The organism is Blautia sp. ZXY-1-C6 (assembly GCF_056339875.1).
In genome coordinates this window covers 1-2,284 of record NZ_JBWJVQ010000083.1, presented here as the reverse complement: position 1 = coordinate 2,284, position 2,284 = coordinate 1, and the positions used below count along the sequence as shown (strand labels likewise).

General features: G+C 42.9%; 3 protein-coding genes. 1 reads left to right on the top strand and 2 read right to left on the bottom strand.

Going from position 1 to position 2,284, the window contains the following annotated elements; translation table 11 throughout:
- The coding region (locus AC075J_RS03235) for a C1 family peptidase (RefSeq protein WP_476389980.1) at window positions 1–257 on the top strand (257 nt) is incomplete at its 5' end.
- A 70-nt stretch (window positions 258–327) separates the two neighbouring features.
- On the opposite strand, the gene fabV is transcribed toward AC075J_RS03235, so the two are convergent.
- Window positions 328–1,512 carry an enoyl-ACP reductase FabV gene (fabV, locus tag AC075J_RS03230; protein ID WP_008707571.1) on the bottom strand — a complete coding sequence of 395 codons (1,185 nt, stop codon included), beginning with the start codon at window positions 1,510–1,512 and terminating at the stop codon, window positions 328–330.
- A gap of 291 nt (window positions 1,513–1,803) precedes the next feature.
- A partial coding sequence (locus AC075J_RS03225; protein ID WP_476389979.1) for a dCTP deaminase/dUTPase family protein occupies window positions 1,804–2,284 on the bottom strand: 481 nt, incomplete at its 5' end.

The following is a 2,284-nucleotide window of genomic DNA, read 5'->3' as shown; positions in this document are numbered from 1 at the left end:
CCTGTGAAAGCTACTCCGCTGAGGAACTGAAAGAACGAGGATTTCTCCTCAATCCGGCTTATGAAGACGGAAGTTCAGATATGGTCTCTTCTGTAAGCACCGGAAACGCATCTTCAGCCTCTGCCCCTGTACTTCCTGCCGCCTATGACCTGCGTCAGAGTGGTCGTGTATCCCCTGTGAAAAATCAGGGGGAACAGGGATTATGCTGGACATTCTCCACTTACGCTTCGCTTGAGAGCTTTCTTCTTTTTTCCTGAAAAAAATCCTCTCCCGGAATATCTATGAACATTCATAAATATTTCCGGGAGAGGATTTTTTATAGTCATTTTACATTACAATCCCGTTGATCTCCACATTCGCATCTACGTCCTGTGTATAGTCAATATCACTGTAATGGAATCCGAACATATGATAGAAATCTTCCCAGTAGCCGTCAATGTCGCAATACTGATTTACTGTATCTGTAGTGACTGCTTTCCAGCATTTCTTTACTTCTTCCTGAATCTCAGGGAGCAGTTCGTAATCATCCATACGGATAAATCCGTTTTCATCTGTCCGGAAACCTTCCGGGGTATAGAGTTTCTGTGTAAAAAGCCTTGCAATCTGCTGAATACAGTTTTCATGATTTCCGGCCCTTTTCATAACTTTATAAAGAATAGCAAAATACAGCGGTACAACCGGAATAGCTGCACTTGCCTGAGTTACCAGACCTTTGTTTACAGAAATTACTGCGCGGACATCCGGATGTGCCTGATTAATCTCTGACATTGTTTTCTGTAAGTGCTGTTTGGCAGTTCCAATGGTTCCATGATAGTAGATTGGATAAGTCAGTTCCGGTCCGATGTAGGAATATGCTACGGTTACTGCATTCTCAGTCAGTACATCTGCTGCTTTCAGCGCATCAATCCAGTCTGCCCAGTCTTCACCGCCCATAACCTTTACAGTACTTAAAACTTCTTCCTCTGTAGCAGGTTCTACTGTTTTCTCTGTGATCTCATTATTTCTCAGATCCAGACTCTTCTCTGTAAATGGCTCATCTGTAGTTTTCAGACAGGAAGACCAGGTCTTTCCTTCTGCATCTGTACGTCTCGGTGCTGCCAGGCTGTAGACTACCAGGTCCACTTTTCCAAGATCCTGTTTGATCAGTTCAATCGCCTTCTCCTTGATTTCCTTTGAAAAAGCATCTCCGTTAATGGTCTTTGCATAAACACCTTTCCCGGAAGCCAGTCTGTGAAACTCTGCTGTATTATACCATCCGGGTGTAGCTGTCCTTCTGCCATTTGCCTGACGTTCAAACATGATTCCAAGAGTATCAGCACCACAGTTTTCCAGTGCACAGATACGGGATGCGAGGCCGTAGCCTGTAGAACATCCGATGATCAGTGCTTTTTTTGTTCCGTTTACCATTCCCTGTTTACAGGCGTAATCTGCCTGGTTGCGCACACTCTCTGCACATCCCTGCGGATGTGCGGTTGTACAGATATATTCTCTTACTTTTGGCTCGATGATCATAACTTTTCTCCCTAAATTTATTTCTTTGCCTGATATTTTTTAGTCAAGCGGATAAAATCATCCGCTTCGTTACTTGTTCATAATCGAATAACTGCTCCGCAGTATATACGCTTGAATTGTATGTATTGCAAATATTTTGAATCTCAAAATATTATAGCAAAGAAAAAGCAGAACGTAAAGTAAAAATCTCAGATTCTTCCCTATGTTCTACTTTTTTTACATTCTGGCTCTGATTTCATCTATAAACTTTGTGAAATATGCTCCGCCAGAACATTACATTACTTTTACCCACTATTTCGCAGTAGTACTTCCAAATCCACCATTGCGGATTTCTGTAGCATCATCATCTACCGTGATTCCGTACTCTACAAAGATTCCCTGCATGAATCCTGTATCTGCCGGGATTGTAAGAGTTTTGTTTTCATTGGAATCATTTGTGATCTTTGAAAAAATGTGGCCTTCGTTATCTGAATAGAAATAATCACTGTCAATAATACCAACTGTGTTGTTAAGCTGAAGACGGTATTTAAATCCCAGTCCGCTTCTCGGATAACATTTCAGCACCCATTCCGGCTGCATTTCCACCCGGATTCCTGTCGGGATCTTTACTGTTTCGCCTGGTTTCAGAGTAAATTCTGCCGGTGCGAAAAAGTCATAGCCGGCACTTCCTGCTGTCGCTCTCTTCGGCAGACGGATAGCCTCGTATACTTTCTCTGCTTCTTCCTGAGACTGTGCGAAGGTATCGATCCAGTCTGCTGTGAAGCGTTCTTTG

Coding starts and splice junctions, on each gene's coding strand:
- fabV (WP_008707571.1), bottom strand. CDS start 1,512: ATGATCATCGAGCCAAAAGTAAGAGAATATATCTGTACAACCGCACAT.